A 19,816-nucleotide genomic window follows, 5' to 3' on the forward strand; every position below is an offset into this window, starting at 1 on the left:
CTTATGAATAAATAGTGCCGGAAGCCGGCCGTTCTACTATGTTATATTGCAATATCCATGCCAATATGATAACGCTTACATAATAGACTTTTATTGTTTTTCTTTGCACAAAAATGAGACAAACCGGGATATATCCCAATTTGTCTCATTTCGTCCCAATTTGTCTTTTAAGAAAGCTTATACTTCACTAGTTTTCGATAAAAGGAGCTTCGGGGAATGCCAAGCTGTTCCGCAGCCAGAGAAGCTTTTCCTCCATGCTGGCGAAGCGCTTTTTCCAGATAGTCCTTTTCCATCTGTTCTCGGACAGAGAGTGATGGAGCAGGCGGTCTTTCCTCGCACTCAGGCGAAATCTGCTGCATGTAGGCTTCAATCTGATGAGGTGCTGGTGTTTCTTCCTGAAACTCAACATACAAACCTTCGAGCACGTTGAAAAGCTCACGGATGTTCCCCTTCCACTCCTGCCGCTGCAATACCTGAATGGCTTCCTCCGTCCACGTAAACGGACGGCCGTTCTGATGAAAATAGTAGTGTACAAGAGCAGGAATATCCTCCCGGCGCCGACGAAGCGGCGGCAGGTGGATTGCGTATACATAAATCCGGTAATACAAATCCTCCCGAAAGGTACCATTCTGCACCTGTTCGCCGAGCGGCCGGTTTGATGCAGTGATCAGCCGGAAATGGACGCGTCTCGTCTTGTCTCCTCCGACCGGCGTGACTTCTTTTTCCTGCAGCACCCGAAGCAGTGCCACCTGCATCGCAGCAGGCACTTCACCGATTTCATCCAGAAACAGCGTGCCTCCATCCGCCTGCACGATTTTACCGGGAGCGCCTTCCTTCTTTGCGCCCGTAAACGCCCCCCGCGCATAGCCGAACAGTTCACTCTCCAGCAGATTGACCGGAACGGCTCCGCAGTTAATGGCAATAAACGGAGCATTCGGACCGGCATGGCTTTCATGTATGGACCGGGCCATGACTTCTTTTCCAGTACCGGTTTCTCCTGAAATATGCACCGTAACGTTGGTCCCGGAGGCTTTTTCTGCTTTTTCAAGCACTTCTTTGAAGGTGCTGCTTGTGCCGATCACTCCTTTGAAAGAAAAAGTCCTGGGCCAGCCGGTCCCGTGTGGTTTTCCTTCTTTTACCGGAACCGCCGCATAGCTTCCGATCACCTGCCCGCCGTCCGTCGAATATACCGGTATTTTGGCCGCAGAAAAAGGAAGGTCGTTGATGGAGGTGCCCCGCGAGGCATTCAAATTCGCCTTTGCCTGCGGGGAAAGATACACGATGCTGCCGTGCCTGTCTGCCACAAGAAAGGAGGTTTCCTGTTTCCCAAGACATTCCAGCGCATGATGCATGAGAGCAATTTCTTCTTCTTTGATAAGCTGCTGCCACTTGTGCTCAATGGCGTAAGCCGCAGACACGACTGTCCCAAGCAGATGCTCATGGTAGCCGGCCGCTGATGGACTGGAGATATCCAGAATGCCGAGCACGTCTCCGTTTTCATCCCGGATCGGAGATGCCGAACACCCCCAGCTCTGCGATGCCAGGGAAAAATGCTCCGGTCCGTTTACCGTAATCGCCTCTCCCGTCGAAAGTGCCGTTCCAATCGCATTCGTGCCCACTTCTCTTTCTGTCCACTTTACGCCTTCAGTAAAATTAATATGGGTGGCGAGCGCTCTGGCTTTGGCCTGCCCCATGAGTTTTAATACGTAGCCGTCTCTGTCAATCAGCAGAATAATCATATTTGACTGAGCGTACATCTGTGCCAGCTTCTGCATGAAAGGTATCGCAATCTCAATCAGTCGCTTGTTTTCCTCGCGTTTTTTCTGAAGATCTCCGCTCTGCAGGCGCAGGATTCCTTTTCCATTGTAAGGGTCCACTCCGCTTTTTCGGCACTGATACCAGGAGGCGGCAATCCGCCGGCTGATCCTGGACGTGTCCAGCGCCCCTTCCTGTACGAACCGCTTCCACTGCTCTTTTGTTACCTGACCAGCTATCATGAAGCTCACCTCAATTAAATTTTGTAAAAGACAGGTCTGCTTATTCGTCTGCATGATAGGAGTGTATGAAGAAAATTACCGTATCGTCTGTTCTTTTAAGTATATATGATAACGCTTACATATAACAGAGAGGAATTAAAAGCTTTCTGTTGACTTATATTAAAGCAGGTGCTATATTTTATTCTATTAAAGATAATAAGAATCTTTAATATCTCTAAAATAAAGGAGGCCATTATATGATACTTGACTGCGCTGTTATCGGCGGCGGACCGGCAGGCCTGAATGCGTCACTTGTATTAGGACGCGCCCGCAGAAAAACCGTTCTTTTTGACGACAATAAACCAAGAAATGCGGTCACATCTGAATCGCACGGATTTATTACGCGGGACGGAATAGATCCACAGGAGTTGAAACGAATCGCTCAGGAAGAGCTGCGTAAGTATCCGGACGTACGCGTTGAAAAACAGCGGGTACGTGAAATCCAAAAAAAGGAGCAGCATTTTCAGATCACCATGGAAAATGGCGATATCTATCAGGCCAAAAAAGTTATTCTCGCCACCGGCTTTAAAGAAATCATGCCTGACGTAAAACGGGTGGCCGAATTTTACGGGACCAGCCTGTTCAGCTGCCCCTACTGCGATGGCTGGGAGACTCGGGATCAGCCGCTGGCCGTTATTTCTGAAAATCCGCATGCTTTTCATATGGCTAAAATTGTTTCGAACTGGACGGACGATGTGATCGTCTGCACAAACGGCAGGCAGATTCTATCAGAAGACGAAAAAGAAATACTCGGCCGGAAACACATCCACGTGTACGAAGAAAAGATTCTTTCCTTAATCGGGGAAGCCGGAGCGCTGGAGGAGATAGCATTTGTGGACGAAACAACCGTTAAACGGACAGGCGGATTTATTACGCCGGAATGGACACAATCCTCACCCTTTGCTTCCTCACTCGGGTGCGCTCTGAACGAACGCGGCGGAATTGACGTTGATCAAATGAAACAAACGAAGATTCCCGGCGTTTTTGCATGCGGAGATACGTTAATGGCAGGTCCCTCGCAGCTGATTATTGCCGCCGGTGAGGGAAGTATGGCAGGTGCTGCCGTCAATGCGGCCTTAGTCGAAGAATCATTTGCTGAACATAAAAAAGGAGGAAAAATCGATGCATCATAAAGGAAAAGTATCCTATCTGGACAGTGCGGAACGCAGAGAGGAACTGCCACCGGAGGAAATTTTGGACATACTTCCACTGAAAGAATCAGATCTTTTGCTCGATTTCGGGGCAGGTACCGGCTACTTCTCCATTCCCGCAGCCAAAAGGACTAACGGCACCGTGTATGCGCTTGATAACGACGACAGTATGCTCGATATTATCCGCTCCAAAGCCCTCCAGGAGGAACTGACAAACATCGTGCCCATTCAGGAATTATCGCTCCCCGATCATACAATCGACGCTGCGATTGCCTCTCTAGTACTGCATGAGATAGACCCGCTCACCCCGGTGCTGCACCATATCCAGCAGGTGCTGAAAAAGGATGGTTATCTCATCTGCGTGGAACTGGAGCCAAACGGAGCTTCCCATCATAAAGCACCTAGAGTCACCTCTGAGCAGATGGAAAAAGCTATCACTGCAGCAGGCCTGCGAGTCATACGAAAGTTTTATCCTACAGAAAAAATTTATGTTCTGCTCGCGCAGAAATAATTTTTTGTTTGAATTATAGATATAATGAATCCATTAAGTATGTAATGGGGCATTTCACAAATAATAAAATACTTAATACCCGGCTGAAAACTGCAGGTCGGGTATTTTTACATTTTTAACAACACCTTTTGTACATATATGGAGGATCCAAGAGTTTTTCTTGAAGAAAAGTCACTGGAATTCCTTATCTTTTAATCACCAGGTATGGAATCCATCATTCTCTCAAAGGACTCCGTGCTGTAATTGAAAATATAAGACCCTGCGTAGAATAAAACAATTAGTACAACGGTAACAAGCAGGGCCGGTCCTGCCTTTCTTCTCGTTTCTAATTTTTTCTCATAGCGCTCTGCCAGAAAATTGTTAAGTTTACTCTTGTTGGTTTCGGGGGTTTGTCTTGTAGGTACTAAGCTTTGTTTTTCTTTTCATTTTCATCTCCCCCAATAGTGCAATATGCCTTTCCTATACTCCATTTCCTAAAAAAAGAAGCAAAGCTTCCTTCGCGGAAGGTCTTTGCCTCTTCTGGTATGGTCGATTCTATTGAACATTTAAGAGTCGGTTGAATACTGCTCCCGTTCTTTTCTTTTCTCTTCTAATTCTGCCAGGCGGATATTTTGTTCGTTTTTCGTCGAGCGATAATGTTGAATCGTCGCCCACGTGCACATGCCTAAAGAAAAAATCACAATGCCAATTAACGCGATAATAAATAAGCTAAAAATACTCACTAATATCCCTCCTCAAGAACATGACATTGGTCACTCAACATATTCAAATTCATAGCCACCACTCCGTTCAGCAGCACCGGAATCTGTTGTACCGTTGACGCCGGCTGCATCGTACTTCTATCTTTCTCGTATTTTGCTAAAAACATAAGCACAACAAAGCCCATAAGCGTTTGATAAACGCTGCTATAATCCATGAAAACATCAACAAAGAAAAGACTGCCAGCTAGAATGAGAACCGTAGCGCGAAGTCCGTAACGTATAATATTCACTTGGGTCCTCCTTCATTTATTTTATACTTACCAACGTTACCATATATTCCCTTCTCCGTTAACCGTTCCTCAGTTTCTCACAAAGACAACATCTGAAACCTTAAGAAGTAGGGAGATAACTAGTGTTCTTTCTAACACCCGATCATTTTGACTTTTGCTGCTTACTTGGACGTACGCATAATGACGAGGTTCCCTAAGGCTCCTTTTCTTTTTACATTCTTTTTGGAAAATATTTCGTTTCTGTTCGTAAATGTGTACGTGACATAAAAAACGCCCGTAAAGTTTAATTTAACTTTTACGGACGTTCATAACGATTCTTTTTCCTCCTATTATCACCGTTCATAAAAGTTGTACTTTTACGAACGGTCACTTATATAGTTTTTCTTTCTAATTCTAAGAAATTATCAAAATGAAATTTATAGTAAACTTTGTATTAAGAAATTTTAACATAATCTGTCATTGTGAAAAAATCTTATTAAGGGGGAATAAAAGTAGTGGAAAATGAAAGTGATGAAACTTATTTATCAACAGGTGAATTATCAAAAATTTTGAATGTCTCGGTGCGAACGATTCGCTATTACGATCAAATTGAGTTGGTGCAGCCTTCAAAGAAGGGGGCTGGTGGTAAACGGCACTATTCTAAAGAGGATATTTTAAAGTTACAGAAGATACTTCTGCTCAAGTCATTGAACCTGTCGCTCGCAGATAGTCGTAGTATCCTGTTGGAACAATCGATGTCCGCAATTCTGCTTGCTCATCAGTCTTTGTTGAGCGAAGAGATCGAACACCTGACAAATTCTCTGAAGCACACCCAGTCCCTATTGAATCTACTGGACTTAAAAACCACTCTTCACTGGGAAGATTTAATTTCCTTGGTGGCGAATGCAGAGAAGGAAAAAGAATGGAATCAATACTTCTCTGTCGAGCAGCAGTCGCACCTTAAAAGTCAATTGCCTAAACTTGAAAACCGAGATAAGTCCACTAAAAAGTGGATTAATATCATCAAAAGGATTGAGCTTTGTCTTGAGAATGGGGTTTCCCCTGTCTCCTTAGAAGGTCAACTTATTCTGGAGGATATTGACATTCTATCGGAAGAAACGTTTGGCGACGATTCAGAACTGGTCAAGGCTTTTTGGGAAGTCCGCAAATCTCCCGAAGCTTCCGCTAAGTTGGGTCTCTACGCAATCTCACCAGCTATCATCGCTTTCTTGGAGATGGCCGCTAAAAAAGAAATCCCTCCCAACTGACAATTGGAGCACGTCAGTCTAGAGAAGGTAGTCAAGCAATAGCAGTCAGAATCACCGCAATCCCATTGAAGACACCGTGAATCAGGATACTGGGAATGATGGAGCCTGTTTTCTGATAAACCCATGAAAAAATAAGACCTGAGACAAAATTCACCGGCAATGTATTGAATGTAGGAATATGTACAACCGTAAAGATTAGGGAACTGATTATCATACCGCTTAAAACACCATAGCGGCTGCTGAAAAAACGGTAAAGGTAGCCGCGATAAAAAATTTCTTCATAGATAGGAGAAATGATCGCAGCCGAAACAAATCCTATTGTAAAGTTCAACAAAGTCATCTGTGACTGGAGGCTTTCCGTTTTGCTATTTTCCGTTCCCACCCCTATAAAAGACATAGTAATTACCAATGCAATGCTCCCAACGATTAGGATGACTGTCCAAACGGCTATCAGTTTCCACTCTCTTAACGGGAATGGCTTTAGTCCGACAGCTCTCCAAGACTGCCCATTAGGTTTCAAAACAATAAAATAAAGCGCAGCTGTAAAAATAATCGCCATGATAAAGCCGTTTAATGTACCGGCATATAACTCGTTTTGAAAAACGCTCAATAGATAATTAAATAATACATATTCAATGAAAATCGGAACCAGTACCAATACAAGAAACAGCATATAAATTAAATCACGCCATTTCCACATCTCATGTCGTTTAAAAGAATTTCCCATCAATGTTATCCCTCCAGGTTTTCAACTTACTAATACCAGCATACGTGGTGACGTAAGGTAACCTGCAAGGGTTTTCTGACAGTAACTGGTTCCGATATGAGAGTTTACATAATCCAACTTATCCGAAGTTCTTCTCATACAAAAGGAGAGAAAGGCTGATTAATTCACCTCTTCTCTCCTTTTTTGTTTGTAAAATCGTACTTTTGCGGAAGGTTATTTAATTTTGGTTACCTAAATGAGAACTAAAAACTTGTTGTAATGAATACAATATAAAAGTACTCAATACACCAATTCCTTATTAGCCAGTCTATTTATTAATAATGATAGATAGTTTGTAGTTTACATGTTCATTCAACTCGACTAGAAACTTATCCAATTCTTGGTTAGATGAGAATCTGCCTTCAAGAATGTAGCAACTATCCCCACTGATTTTATAGTTATTTATGATATATTGCTCTTTTGTCTTTAAGAAAGATAGATAGGGCTGGTGATAGGTGCTTTTAGTGAAGATGTTTATCAAAGCATGGACAGGATAGCCCAGCTCGGCTTGGTTGATCTGAATAGTATAACCCTCAATAACACCGTTTCTTTCCAATTTCTCCACACGTGCCGAAATAGCTGGACCACTTAAATGGATTTTCTCTCCTAATTCTTTCATCGAGATACGGCTATTTTTTGAAAGTTCCTCCAAAATCTTTAGATCTGTGTGATCTAACATCTATTTCAAATCCCTTCATTAATAAAGTCAAACGACCAAAAGACTTTATTTATACTGTGTATTTCGAAAGTGCTCTTATTATAAACTTAACATAATTCAAATTAAAGGAGATAAGAGTATGAACATACAACAAATCCGAAACGCAACTTTAGTGATCGATTATGCAGGGAAAAAATTTTTAGTCGATCCATTTTTATCAGAGAAAGGAACTTTTCCGCCTTTTCCGAATTCAGCACGCCAAGACCAAAAAAACCCGCTTGAGAGCTTACCTATTTCAATTGAAGAGATAATCGCTGGTGTGGATGCGGTAATCGTCACTCATACCCATATAGATCACTGGGACGATGCCGCAAAAGAATCATTGCCAAAAAACATTAAATTGTTTACACAAAACGAAGAAGACAAAAAAGAAATCGAAGATGCCGGGTTCACAAACATCGAAATTCTACATGAAAATACAGTATTTGAAGGCATTCAATTGATCAAAACGAAAGGTGAACATGGCAGAGGCGAAATCTTGAAAATGACCGGTTTAGTCTGTGGAGTTGTCTTCAAACACCACGATGAAAAAACGTTATACGTAGCTGGAGACACCGTGTGGTATGAAGAAGTACAGAAAGCCATAGATGCTCACAACCCGGAAATCATTGTAGTAAATGCAGGGGATAACCAATTCTTTGAAGGTGGTTCGCTTGTCATGAACAAAGAAGATGTTTACGAGGTGCACAGAGCTGCCCCTAAAGCAACAATTATTGCTGTTCATATGGAAGCCGTCAACCACTGGGTCTTGTCCAAAGAAGATTTGAAAAGCTTCACAGCGAAAAAAGGTATTTCTTCTCGAATTTTCGTGCCAGTAAATGGAGAATCTTATACATTCTAAGGTGGCAATTGGGCAGGAAGTCAGAGAGAGGAATTAAAAGTGCTGAGACAGCTAAAATCAAAATTATGGACCAAAAGTTTCATCATTCTTTCTTTAGTCAATTTTTTCTTGATCTTTGTGTACCTTTTATTAAATGCCACAATCACTCTTTACGCGCTGAAAGAATTTGATGCCACTACCGGGCAGGCAGGTCTGGTAGCTGGCATTTTTATCATTGGTGCATTAACGGGAAGATTACTTATTGGAGTAATTGTTACAAGAATCGAATACAAACGGTTATTAGTGATTGGGCTGATATTCTTTACTTTGACGATTCTCCTATACTTTGTAGATTATGGGCTTACCTTTTTCATTTTCAGCCGATTTTTGAACGGAATTACCCTTGGAATAGCAACGACCGTGATTGGAACCCTAGTTGCCCTTGTAATACCAGAAACAAAAAGAGGAGAAGGAATTGGCTATTTTGCTGTCAGTACAGCTATGGCTACAGGGATGGGACCGTTCGTCGGTTTATATATGACCCAGCACACCGATTTCAAGATGATTTTCATCTTATGCCTTCTATTGGGGATGGTAAGTACGATGATTGGTTTCTTCGTTAAAATGCCTGCAATAGAAAAACCAGAAATAAAACAGGAAGACAAAAGCTTTAAAATTTCTAATATTATAGAGCCAAAAGCACTCCCCATCAGTTTTATTATGCTCATTATGACTTTCTGCTTTTCTAGTGTTCTTTCTTATATAAATTTATACGCGATTGAGCTGGATTTAGTGAACACTGCCAGTTTTTTCTTTATTGTGTATACGATAACCGTTTTAGTATCACGACCATTCACCGGTCGATTGATGGACAGTATAGGACCTAATTATGTAATGTATCCGGCTTTTTTCGTGTTCGGTGCCGGAATGCTTATCCTCGGTACAGCCAGCAGTGCTGTAACTCTTTTAGTCGCAGCTGCTTTGATTGGATTTGGCTTTGGGAATATTTCTTCTATAAGCCAAACTATTGCAGTGACAGTCGCTGCACCTCATCGTATGGGGCTTGCCACTGCCACGTTCTTCATTTTCTTTGACATTGGAAACGGATTTGGCCCATCACTGTTGGGGCTTGTGATACCCCTAACCGGCTACTCTGTTATGTATATGATTCTGGGAATTGTGGTTATTGTGACTCCTTTTCTCTATTACTTACTGTATGGAAAAAGAGTAAAGGTGAAGACCCGTAGTTTAAAGAATCAAAAAGAATAATCTGCAATTAAAAACGATGAAAAAGAGGAATTAAAAGGAGCTAAAGAAATGTCTTTAAAACTAGAATCATTAACTAAAAAACATAGAGAATTTGCTAAAGTACAAGAGTTATATTATCGATCATTTCCTAAAAATGAACAAATTCCTATAAACCTTTTATTGTGGAAAGCAAAGCAAAGTTTTGTTGATTTTCTTGTGATATATGATGAGGATAAATTTGTCGGTTTTACTTATTTAATCACCCATAAAGATTTAACCTACGTGCTGTATATTGCAATCGATGCCACTGCTAGATCAAAAGGCTACGGCGGAAGGGCACTTGCTGAAATTAGAGAGCGGTATCCGAATAACCACATCATCCTGAATATAGAAGTCATTGATAAGACAGCAAACAACTATGAACAACGAATAACCAGAAGAAATTTCTATATTCGAAATGGTTATGAAGGATCCACTTATTTATACCAAGATCGCTGGAGCATTTACGAGGTTATGGTTCATGGAGGTAAAGTTAATGTAGAAGAATTTCATGCTTTATTAAAGAAATTCGCAGGAGCTTTACTGTTTTCAGTTTTCAAGCCGAAAATAACATCATCAAAGTAAATGTGATATATCCTTTTCTACAGTGTCGTTAGCGAAAGAGTTCGACAAATGAGCTATAAATGGATTTGGTTTGTGGAAGACCATACCCACGTTGCCTATGTAAGGGTCGCTACCGTATCAATCGCACAAAATATATTAGCAAATACCGATAACACTTGGGTAGATTCAGATGAGATTATGCTGGCGAACAGTTGAAAACACTTAAAACCTTTTGCGGATTTTTTTCCTCCTATAAAAAGAACAATTTTAATATTTTATGATCCGTTACTTATAAAATGAGAAAAAACTTTAATGAAGCTATATTGGGTTATATAATCCCGCTTACCACACATAAAAAAAGAAGAGAAAATGCTCCGACTTGGCATTTTCTCTTCTTTTAGGTTCTTTACTAGTTATTTGAAAAACTAATTCTTCATTAAATTAACTATTAAATTCAATTAACAGATCACCGGTGGCGATGGCGTCGCCATCGGCTACGTGAATGGTCTTTACTTCCCCATCAAACGGCGCCTGAACGGTCGTTTCCATTTTCATGGCTTCGGTGATCATTAAATGATCGCCTTTTTTCACTTTTTCTCCATCTACCACCAGGGTCTTAATCACAGTCCCCGGCATAGAGGCACCAATTTGATTGGCGTTTTTCTTATCTACCTTCGGCCGTTCCATAACGGAAGCCGCTACGTTCTGGTCTTTAATATTCACTTCCCGCGGCTGGCCGTTCAGTTCGAAGTACACAATTCTCGTACCATTGTCCTGCGGTTTGGAAATCGAAATCAGCTTCACAATCAACGTTTTTCCCTGTTCAATCTCCACTTCGATCTCTTCACCCAGGCGGAGCCCGTAAAAGAACGTAGCCGTATCGAGCACCGTGACATCGCCGAACTGCTGGCGGAAACGCTCGAAATCCATATACACTTTCGGATACAGCGCATAGGACAATAAGTCATGGCTGGTGATCTGGCGGTCTACTTCTTTATACAGCTCTTCCTGCAGGCTTTTAAAGTCTACATCATGCATATTTTCGCCGGGACGATTGGTGATCGCCTCGCGTCCTTTAAGAATGACGTCCTGCAGGTCTTTCGGAAAACCTTGATACGGCTGGCCCAGATAGCCCTGGAACAGCTCTACCACAGAATCAGGAAAGTCGAGACTTCCGCCTTTTTCCAGCACATCTTCTTCCGAAAGGTCATTTTGGACCATATACAGAGCCATGTCGCCAACTACTTTGGAAGAAGGTGTCACTTTGACCACATCTCCAAACATGTCGTTCACCCGGCGGTACATTTTCTTCACGTCATTCCAGCGTGCCCCAAGCCCGACCGCTTTCGCCTGCTGCTGCAGGTTGCTGTACTGGCCCCCGGCATTTCGTGCTCATATACCTCGGTATGCGGTGCATTCATGCCGCTCTCAAAGCCCTGGTAGTATTTCCGGGTGTAGTCCCAGTACTCATTGAGCTCTTCGACGGCTTTAATATCATATCCGGCTGCCGCTGGGTGCCTTTGATCGCATAGTACAGACTGTTCATGCTGGGCTGCGACGTTAACCCGGCCATCGAGCTGATGGCGACATCGACAATATCGACACCTGCTTCAATTGCTTTGGCATACGTGAAAATACCATTTCCGCTCGTATCGTGGGTATGCAGATGAATTGGAATCGAAATCGTCTGCTTGAGCTCGGTCACGAGCTGGTACGCCGCTTCCGGCTTCAGGAGTCCAGCCATATCTTTAATACCTAAAATATGGGCGCCTGCCTTTTCCAGAGAAACGGCCATATCTTTATAATACTGCAGGTCATATTTCGTTCGCGCAGCATCAAGAATATCTCCGGTGTAACAGATCGACGCTTCCGCTACTTTCTGCTGGTTTCTCACTTCATCAATCGCCAGCTGCATCCCCTCCAGCCAGTTAAGGGAGTCAAAAATACGGAAGACATCAATACCGGCATCGGCACTTTTTTCGACAAATTCCTTAATCACGTTATCCGGATAGTTTTTGTATCCGACGGCATTAGAAGCTCTAAGCAGCATCTGCAGCAGAATATTCGGCATTTTTCTCTTAGAAGCAGTAGACGCTCCCACGGATCTTCGTGCAGAAAGCGCATGGACACGTCAAACGTTGCCCCGCCCCACATCTCTGACGAAAACAGCTGCGGCAGCATATGGGACGTCGGTGCGGCAATCTTTTTTAGATCCTGTGTCCGGACTCTTGTCGCGAGCAGTGACTGGTGGGCATCCCGGAACGTCGTATCGGTGAGCAGCACCTGCTTTTGGCTTTTCACCCAGTCAGCAAGCCCTTCCGGACCTCGTTCATCCAGTATCTGCTTGGTTCCTTTTAGAGGCTCCGCCGTTTTTCAATAACAGGTACCGGAGGCTTGTGCAGCACCGGCTTTTTCATTTTTTCCAGTCCCGGGTAGCCGTTCACAATCGTTTCCCCGATAAAAGTAAGCATCTTTGTACCGCGGTCCTTTCGTTTTGGAAAGACAAAAAGCTCCTGCGTTTCATCAATAAACGACGTGTTGTAATCGCCGCTCAAAAAGCCGCGGTGCTGCACGAGGTTTTCCAGAAACGGAATGTTGGTGATAATGCCCCGGATCCGGAATTCACGAAGGTTGCGGAGCATTTTGGCCGCGGCTCCTTCAAACGTCAGCGACCAGGTGGATACTTTCACGAGCAGGGAATCATAATGCGGCGATATGACGGCTCCCTGAAAGCCGTTGCCTGCATCGAGCCGCACCCCAAATCCGCCGCTGGAACGGTAAGCCATAATTTTTCCGGTATCCGGCATAAAGCCGTTGGTGGGATCCTCCGTCGTCACACGCGACTGAATGGCAAAGCCGAACGTTTTGATATCTTTCTGCTCCGGCATGTTCAGTTCTTCGCCGTACAGAGACTTTCCATCCGCTATATACAGCTGGGCCTGCACAATATCAAAGCCGGTAATCATTTCCGTAATCGTGTGTTCCACCTGAATTCTTGGATTCACTTCAATGAAGAAAAATTCGCCGTGGGGATCAACCAGAAATTCCACGGTCCCGGCATTCACATACTCAATTTTTTTGCTTAACTGAACCGCTGCATCGCAGATTTTCTCGCGCAGTGCATCGCCGAGCGAGACGCTTGGAGCGATCTCCACTACTTTCTGGTGCCTTCTCTGCACCGAGCAGTCTCTTTCATATAAATGCACGACGTTGCCGTGGGTGTCCCCCAGAATCTGGACTTCAATGTGTTTCGGACTTTCCACAAACTTCTCAACGTAGACCTCATCATTACCAAATGCTGTCTTGGCTTCCGATTTAGCCCGGTCATACGATTCAGATAAAGAGTCGGCATCCCGGACAATTCGCATGCCGCGGCCGCCGCCGCCGAGAGATGCTTTAATAATAAACGGATAGCCATTGGCTTCGGCAAAGGCCCGTACTTCTTCCACGCTCTCCACCGGGCCATCGCTTCCCGGAATAACAGGAAGTCCTGCCTCCAGCGCCGTCGTCCGGGCTTTCACCTTATCACCGAACATATTTAGGTGTTTGGTTTCCGGTCCAATAAAAATAATGCCTTCTTCTTCGCAGCGTCTGGCAAATTCAATATTTTCAGACAAAAAACCATAGCCGGGATGAATCGCATCAATATTATTTTCTTTTGCCGTCGCAATAATATCTTCAATATCAAGATACGCGTCAATGGGCTTTTTTCCTTCTCCCACCAGGTAGGCTTCATCTGCTTTATAGCGATGAAAGGCCCCTGTGTCTTCCTTGGAATAAATCGCTACGGTGCGGATATGCAGCTCGGTACACGCTCTGAAAATCCGGATCGCAATTTCTCCACGGTTCGCTACCAATACTTTTTTTATGTGGTTGAGTTCACTCATATTAGATCGACTTCCCTTTCCAGAGTAATTGCTATCTTCTCTTGTTAAACGAGACAAAAAAGTCGTTTTTAAAACAATGATAAAGTTTTTTAGTTATTCGAACTGATATTAATTATCTCATCTACTGCTCCTGTACCCATTCGGATCAATGCTTCTTTTGTGTTTGCGCCATTATGAGGGGTCCCAATAAAGTTGTTACATGTAAATAACGGATGATCCTTAGAAACTGGTTCTTCTGCAAATACATCCAACGCAGCTCCAAATATCTTTTCTTGATTCAAACTTTCATAAAGAGCATTTTCATCTACTACTTTCCCGCGAGAAGTATTAATTACTATAGTATTTGGTTCCATTAAAGAAAATTCTTTGTGGCTGATTAAGTTCTCAGTATCTTTCGTTAGAGGAACAGAAATGCTAATGACTTGGCTTGCTTTAATTAAATCATTTAATTGTTCGTATTTTATAAATCCTTCTTCTTCACATTTTTGTTTGGAGGTGTAGGGGTCATATACCCCCACCTTCATGTCGAAACCATTTTTTAATTTCTTTCCTACCAGCGTTCCTATTCTTCCTAAACCAACTAATCCAACTGTTTTATTTTGAATCTCAAACCCTGTTAATTCAAACGGAGCTATTTTACTGATACCCTGAGTAACTAGTTGATGAGAGAGATTTATTTTTTTGGCACAGTTTAAAGCTAAAGCGACAACTAACTCTGCTACTGAGTTGATATTAGCTAAAGGGGTATTTGTTACTTTAATTCCTTTGCTTTTTGCATAGTCTAAGTCGATATTGTCTAAACCAACACCATGTTTAGCAATAATTTTTAATTCTGGCATTTTGTCGATTACTTCTTTTGTCATTTTAAATGTTCTAATAATAACAGCTTCTGCCTGACTGTAATTATTAATACCTTTATCCGTCCAGTCCACTATATCTAAGTGTTTTTTTGCATAATCTAATGCCACAGATTCGATAGGATCAAAAATAAATGTTTTGATTATACTCACCCCGTAAATAGATTTATAAACAATGTAATGATGATCGGATTGAAAGCGCTTAAGAAAACGGCAACAATTACTGGCAATACAATCATAGAGTTGGGGGATGGGCCGTTTTCATCGATAACAGCCTGCATATTTGCAACTGCATTAGGAGTAGAACCTAAGCCAACGCCACTCATACCAGAAGACATAACTGCTGCATCGTAGTTTTTTCCCATCACTTTAAATATGACGAATATTGCAAATAGTGCCATAATAATGGTTTGAATGATTAAAAATATGAACATTGGAACTGCCAAGTTTAAGAGATTCCATATCTCTAGCCCCATTATTGTTACAGCAAGAAACAAACTCAGCGAGATATTACCAATAATCGTTGTAGCTTTTGTATCTATAGTAATATTTGAATAGTCGAAAACATTTCTAATAATAGCTGCTATAAATAAACCTCCTACATAGTCAGGCCATATAAAACCGGTTTGGTTCAGTAATAAAACCATTAATGTACCTAATCCCATCGAAAAAAGAATAACAAAGGTTCCATTTGTAAGAGACTTTTCATTCAAATCTTTAACTTGAGTAGAAAGATTTACATTTAACGCTTCTCCAGCAGTTTTCGAAGATAATTTCTTTCTTTTAATAAGATATTTTGCCACCGGTCCCCCAATGATACTTCCCATGACTAATCCATATGTTGCTGATGAAATAGCGACCAAGGAAGCGTTCTCAATTCCCATACTTTCTAAAGTAGGACCGAAGGCTGCTGCTGTTCCTGGCCCGCCAGTTAAAGCCATAGATGCCATAGTCAATCCTAGCAAAGGATCCACACCTGCAAGAGGAGCAAGTAATGGTACAATACCATTTTGAAGAATAATCAATACAATAATGAGAATAGCTAATTTCAAACCAATGACGCCCGTTTTTTTCAAATCCTTTACGCTAAATAACAATCCTGTAGCAGTAAAGAAGGCTATCAGCAAGAAATCATTTAAAGTTTGATCTAATTCAATACTCCACGATCCCGTTTGGTTTCCTATTAACATTAGAATTGCAAAAATTAATCCTCCCACTACTGGGGTGGGAATAAAGTATTTTCTTAAAAAACTAACTTTATTTTTTACTATGTTTCCTAGTATTAGTACTAATACAGCCAAGGCCAATGTTTGAGTCAAATTCAATACTAAAGACATTTGTACCACCCCTACGAGTTAATTTTTATGCCCAAACGCTCAAGCGTATTATCTAAACCCATAATTTCAAATGTATTTTTTCCATGTCTTAGTTGATCCATAATTTCCGTTTCCGCGTCGATTTTTTCAATACATTTTTTATAAATAATTTCTATATCATTTTGAGGCACTACAGCTATCCCATTCTCATCAGCTACAATCAGATCCCCTGGAGAAACGGCCACACCTCCACATGAGATAGGAATGTTAACGGTTCCAGGATTGCTTTTATATCCTCCCCTAGCATTTATACCAGATGCGAACACGGGAAATTTCAATTCTTCAATTTCTTTAACATCTCTCACTGCTCCATCTATTACGATGCCTTTTATCTTTTTTTCCATCGCATTAACCGTCAATACTTCTCCCCATAAACCTGCGTTTTGATAGTTACCAGCATCAACAATCAAAAAATCTCCTTCCTCTGCTAAATCTACTCCTAAATGAATCATGAAATTATCAGAAGGATACGTCATAATAGGTAAAGCTGGACCGACATAACGATCTCCTTTCCAAATAGGTTTTATTCGTTCATCCATAATATTGAACCTGCCCATCACATCTCCAATCACAGGAGTCGGAATATCGGAATATTTCTCATTCCAACTTTTATGTGGTCTCTTAAAGCCTTTACTAAATTCTTGCATTGTTATTCTCCCTCTCTTCAATTACTATTTATCCTTAACATAGTTTTCATCATAGCAAGCGCTTACATTAATGGAAAATGAATGTTTTAGCTATTATTTATGAATATTTTGCATGTAAGGAAAAAAATCATTGTTTACTAAGGGGAAGCGATACGAAATGAACTATAAACTAGTGGAGACTTTTGCTGTATTAGCTAGAACACTAAGCGTGACAAAAACGGCTGAAAAACTATTTTTATCTCAGTCAGCCGTAAGCCACCGTTTAAAAAAATTGGAAGAAGAATTAGGGGTAACTTTGATAGTAAGGAGTAAAGGCTTCAAAAATATAAGACTAACCGACCAGGGAGAAGTTTTTAAATCGATAGCTATCGATTGGGAAAATATTAATGATAAAATGCAGAATTTCAATTCTTTGTCCTCAACAAAAAAGCTGACTATTGGTATCATAGACAGCGTGAATAATTATTTATTTCGTGATATATATCAGCATATGACTGAAAATTCAAATGTTCAATTAACTATAAAGACAGAACATACTAGAGAAATTTACGAGCAAGTGGGGGCTCGGATTATTGACATTGGATTTGTTTTGCACAATATACCTTCTGATCAAATTGAGCGAAAAACCATTTTAGAAGAAGAAATGGTTCTAGCTACTAAAAATCCTGATTTAATTCATCAAAAATCAATAAAACCGCAACATTTACATTCCGAAGATCAAATCTTTATGAATTGGGGATGCTTATTTACAATGGCATCATCATTACTTTAATAATAGATTCAACCCAAAACTAGTATTAGATTCAACCTTATTATCACTCTCCATGCTTAATGATAAGTCGTGGCTGATTGTTCCATTAAGTGCTGCAGACTATCTTCCTATGATTGCGGCAGACGTTCACATTTTGCCATTTGTTGAAAATCCTCCTTACCGAAAAGTGTATATGATATCAAATAACACCCCTATGTATAGCAATAAAGATACTGTAGATGACTTTAAACATATGGTGTATGATCATATGAAAAACTACAGTCATTTGAAAACATTTTAGCTGCTTTCTATAAACCATAGGGATTCATAAAAAAAACCTCCATATTATCGCAGTCATACATGCGAATTTGGGGTGTTTCTTTATATAAAAGAAGAGAAGCTTCAAGATCGAAACTCTTATGAAGTTTTTTTCCGCGTTCGATGGAAAACAATGGCGGTAATACTCATAATCCCCGCTTGGAATTAAGATCAGTGAAGCCTGCAGGCCAAAAAGAGCTACGTCCAATCGCATAACAGAGCCATAAGCTGGATTCATCGTATCAATGGCAATGACAAACACAATAAAACAAACTACGCCGCAAGCAAGTAACCCTAAACTAACGTAAATAACTTTTAAGGTGTTTGACCTGAAATAAATAACAAATGTAATCGCAAGTAATAAAAGGAGTATTCCTAAACCCAAGCAGCCCACCTCTTCCTTTAATTGATATTGTACAAACACCCTTGATAAGTGTTTGTCTTCATGCATACAAATTCTGTAATGTTACGATTTCGAAATCTTGCGAGAGGTCTATAAAATATTCATTTTGCCACAATTGAACTTTGCAGGCACTTTTATTTAATTCTGTAACCCAGCCTGGGTATACTCTAAGAGCCATTTTTCCCTTTTGTGGAGGTTTTTTTAATACTCCATATTTAAGAAGCACTTCCTTAGGAAAAATAAACTGGCCCTTTTTCTCATTATCTACGACGGACACGATTAATTTTTCCGGTGCATCCTCATAGCTGTAAGCCTGGTTAGATCCACATTTACTTTTCTCCCAAAATGCTATGAAATAACCCTGTTTCTTTGGAGTCAACTTAGCAAGTCTGCTTCTATAAATTTGTTGATCTATTTGTACGAGCATTCCCTCATATTCATGATTTTGTTCTTCATATTTTAGAATGGAGAACTCTGTACATTCTACCTTGTCGAGGGTTTCGCGAAGTAGTTTTTCAGATTTCATTTGAATAACTCTTTTCTATCTGGTTATTTAAAATATATTATACTAAAATTTTCTTTTTTCTTTTAATTAGTTATCAGAAATGTAAAAACAGTAAAAATGAAAACAAATATACCGTTTTTCATCTAACCGCACCTATCGTAAAGCGATCAAGAAAGCTGCTGGAGTATTTATTTCTATCTATAATGTTTATACCCGCAAAGTTAGTATAATCTTTGCCTGCGAAAAGAAACTCCACTCCTAACATGCTCTCTTTACTTTGTATTTCATCATCTGTAACCCTCAAGCAATAGACGTCCTCTTTTTTGAAAAGGACCTTCTGTTTATGAAGCCATCTTTCTAATTTCTGCGCATCATTACCTGTCAGTTCAAATCCATGTATAGCGTCTTTATTATTAACATCGACCATAACCGGAGCTTCTTCATTAAGGTCTTCCGTACTCACAATACGAGGAAATCTTTTCCTTTGTAATGTAACGTATCCCATATCTGCTTGTTTGTCATAAGCCAATATCGTTTTCATTAATATCCGCTCCCGACTTTTGAGTTTATTTGTTTTTTTATCCTATCTTTTAGAAAGTGAAAACTATAAATGAGAACTAAAAGTACACCCAGCGTAGGAAACGGATTTAGATTCGAAACAACTAATAAAAAAACTCCTAGAAAATATAAAATACTTAATAGGATGAAATAAGGATTTTTAAGCAGTTTCATGGAATCATCCTTCAAGTTTATTTTCTTTAACAGCAGTCAAAATTATTATAACCCAAAAAATGTAAAAAAGATAAATTTGAAGGGTAACCTTCATTGGATCATTTGTCTTTTAAACATAAATATTTTTCACAAGGAGAGAAGATCTGCTCTAAGCATCAGCTTTTCTCCTTTTATAAAGAATCGAGGTTATTATCATTATATCTACATACATTTGTAACTGTCTGATACGTTCTTTGAACCTGAATTTAT

General features: G+C 40.7%; 17 protein-coding genes and 1 pseudogene. 7 read left to right on the top strand and 11 right to left on the bottom strand.

Translation table 11 applies throughout. The features are described 5' to 3' along the window. Positions 1-167 precede the first annotated feature (167 nt). Positions 168-1,997, bottom strand: coding sequence for a sigma-54-dependent Fis family transcriptional regulator (locus tag MMY81_RS09600; protein ID WP_252312659.1), 1,830 nt, complete (start codon positions 1,995-1,997; stop codon positions 168-170). 236 nt (positions 1,998-2,233) lie between these two features. On the opposite strand from MMY81_RS09600, the gene MMY81_RS09605 reads away from it, so the two are divergent. Beyond that, positions 2,234-3,169: an NAD(P)/FAD-dependent oxidoreductase gene (locus MMY81_RS09605; protein WP_252312660.1), complete on the top strand. Its 936-nt coding sequence runs from the start codon at positions 2,234-2,236 to the stop codon at positions 3,167-3,169. Beyond that, positions 3,159-3,698, top strand: a complete 540-nt coding sequence (locus MMY81_RS09610; protein ID WP_252312661.1) for a class I SAM-dependent methyltransferase — start codon at positions 3,159-3,161, stop codon at positions 3,696-3,698. Before MMY81_RS09605 ends, MMY81_RS09610 begins: the two co-directional genes overlap by 11 nt. Positions 3,699-4,243: 545 nt before the next feature. Here MMY81_RS09610 and MMY81_RS09615 read toward each other — a convergent pair. Both MMY81_RS09615 and MMY81_RS09620 read right to left on the bottom strand, forming a co-directional pair. Beyond that, positions 4,244-4,420, bottom strand: coding sequence for a hypothetical protein (locus tag MMY81_RS09615; protein WP_252312662.1), 177 nt, complete (start codon positions 4,418-4,420; stop codon positions 4,244-4,246). Further along, positions 4,420-4,689, bottom strand: a complete 270-nt coding sequence (locus MMY81_RS09620) for a hypothetical protein (RefSeq protein ID WP_252312663.1) — start codon at positions 4,687-4,689, stop codon at positions 4,420-4,422. The genes MMY81_RS09615 and MMY81_RS09620 overlap by 1 nt, the downstream gene beginning before the upstream one ends. Before the next feature lie 494 nt (positions 4,690-5,183). Between MMY81_RS09620 and MMY81_RS09625 the strand changes: the two genes are divergently transcribed. Beyond that, positions 5,184-5,936, top strand: a complete 753-nt coding sequence (locus MMY81_RS09625; protein WP_252312664.1) for a MerR family transcriptional regulator — start codon at positions 5,184-5,186, stop codon at positions 5,934-5,936. Between the two features lie 31 nt (positions 5,937-5,967). Here MMY81_RS09625 and MMY81_RS09630 read toward each other — a convergent pair whose 3' ends face one another. Next, positions 5,968-6,663 carry a CPBP family intramembrane glutamic endopeptidase gene (locus MMY81_RS09630; RefSeq protein WP_252312665.1) on the bottom strand — a complete coding sequence of 232 codons (696 nt, stop codon included), beginning with the start codon at positions 6,661-6,663 and terminating at the stop codon, positions 5,968-5,970. 307 nt (positions 6,664-6,970) lie between these two features. Next, positions 6,971-7,381 carry an Lrp/AsnC family transcriptional regulator gene (locus MMY81_RS09635; protein WP_252312666.1) on the bottom strand — a complete coding sequence of 137 codons (411 nt, stop codon included), beginning with the start codon at positions 7,379-7,381 and terminating at the stop codon, positions 6,971-6,973. A 118-nt stretch (positions 7,382-7,499) separates the two neighbouring features. Between MMY81_RS09635 and MMY81_RS09640 the strand changes: the two genes are divergently transcribed. From MMY81_RS09640 to MMY81_RS09650, 3 genes are read left to right on the top strand one after another with little or no spacing between them, the layout of a single operon-like run. Then, entirely contained in the window at positions 7,500-8,261 is a 762-nt protein-coding gene (locus MMY81_RS09640; RefSeq protein WP_252312667.1) for an MBL fold metallo-hydrolase, read from the top strand. Between the two features lie 39 nt (positions 8,262-8,300). Next, positions 8,301-9,509: an MFS transporter gene (locus MMY81_RS09645; protein ID WP_308215286.1), complete on the top strand. Its 1,209-nt coding sequence runs from the start codon at positions 8,301-8,303 to the stop codon at positions 9,507-9,509. A gap of 48 nt (positions 9,510-9,557) precedes the next feature. Further along, a complete protein-coding gene (locus tag MMY81_RS09650) occupies positions 9,558-10,112 on the top strand; it encodes a GNAT family N-acetyltransferase (RefSeq protein ID WP_252312668.1) in 555 nt (184 codons plus the stop codon). A gap of 420 nt (positions 10,113-10,532) precedes the next feature. Here MMY81_RS09650 and pyc read toward each other — a convergent pair. The 4 genes and pseudogenes from pyc to MMY81_RS09670 form a co-directional block, all read right to left on the bottom strand. Continuing rightward, a pseudogene (gene pyc / locus MMY81_RS09655) lies at positions 10,533-13,978 on the bottom strand (pyruvate carboxylase). Between the two features lie 89 nt (positions 13,979-14,067). Continuing rightward, on the bottom strand, positions 14,068-14,988 hold the full coding sequence (locus MMY81_RS09660) for a hydroxyacid dehydrogenase (RefSeq protein ID WP_252312669.1): 921 nt from the start codon (positions 14,986-14,988) through the stop codon (positions 14,068-14,070). Beyond that, positions 14,985-16,172, bottom strand: coding sequence for a sodium/glutamate symporter (gltS, locus tag MMY81_RS09665; protein ID WP_252312670.1), 1,188 nt, complete (start codon positions 16,170-16,172; stop codon positions 14,985-14,987). Before gltS ends, MMY81_RS09660 begins: the two co-directional genes overlap by 4 nt. Before the next feature lie 11 nt (positions 16,173-16,183). Next, entirely contained in the window at positions 16,184-16,858 is a 675-nt protein-coding gene (locus MMY81_RS09670; protein ID WP_252312671.1) for an RraA family protein, read from the bottom strand. 157 nt (positions 16,859-17,015) lie between these two features. Here MMY81_RS09670 and MMY81_RS09675 point away from each other — a divergent pair, with 157 nt between their 5' ends. Next, on the top strand, positions 17,016-17,630 hold the full coding sequence (locus MMY81_RS09675; protein ID WP_252312678.1) for a LysR family transcriptional regulator: 615 nt from the start codon (positions 17,016-17,018) through the stop codon (positions 17,628-17,630). A 740-nt stretch (positions 17,631-18,370) separates the two neighbouring features. Here the strand turns inward: MMY81_RS09675 and MMY81_RS09680 are convergent. Further along, on the bottom strand, positions 18,371-18,856 hold the full coding sequence (locus MMY81_RS09680; RefSeq protein ID WP_252312679.1) for a MepB family protein: 486 nt from the start codon (positions 18,854-18,856) through the stop codon (positions 18,371-18,373). A 118-nt stretch (positions 18,857-18,974) separates the two neighbouring features. Beyond that, entirely contained in the window at positions 18,975-19,376 is a 402-nt protein-coding gene (locus tag MMY81_RS09685; RefSeq protein WP_252312680.1) for a hypothetical protein, read from the bottom strand. Positions 19,377-19,816 lie beyond the last annotated feature (440 nt).

Source organism: Sinobaca sp. H24, from assembly GCF_023845525.1.